Annotated in this window: 1 pseudogene; it reads left to right on the top strand. The window is 63.9% G+C overall.

Annotated features, from left to right (window positions below):
• A pseudogene (locus XI08_RS09685) lies at positions 1-241 on the top strand (IS21 family transposase); the annotation flags it as partial.

Genomic DNA, 241 nt, shown 5'->3' with positions numbered 1-241 from the left:
TGCGCTGGCCGGACGGCGCTTCGAGACGCTGGAGGCGCAAAACGAGTTCTTGAGGCACTGGGAGGAGAACTGGGCTTCCAAACGCATCCACGGCAGCACGCGCCGTCAGGTCGAGGCGATGTTCCAGGAAGAGAAGCCGCACCTGCGGCCGCTGCCTGTCGCTCCCTTCCGCATCTTCACCGAAGTCGTCCGGACTGTCTGCGACGACACCACCGTACGCGTCGACAACAGCTATTACGCC

Origin of the sequence: Bradyrhizobium sp. CCBAU 11361 (assembly GCF_028128935.1) — a bacterium.
Lineage (GTDB): Bacteria > Pseudomonadota > Alphaproteobacteria > Rhizobiales > Xanthobacteraceae > Bradyrhizobium > Bradyrhizobium niftali.
The sequence above is the reverse complement of the archived record's forward strand: the minus strand, read 5'-3'. Positions and strand labels throughout refer to the sequence as shown.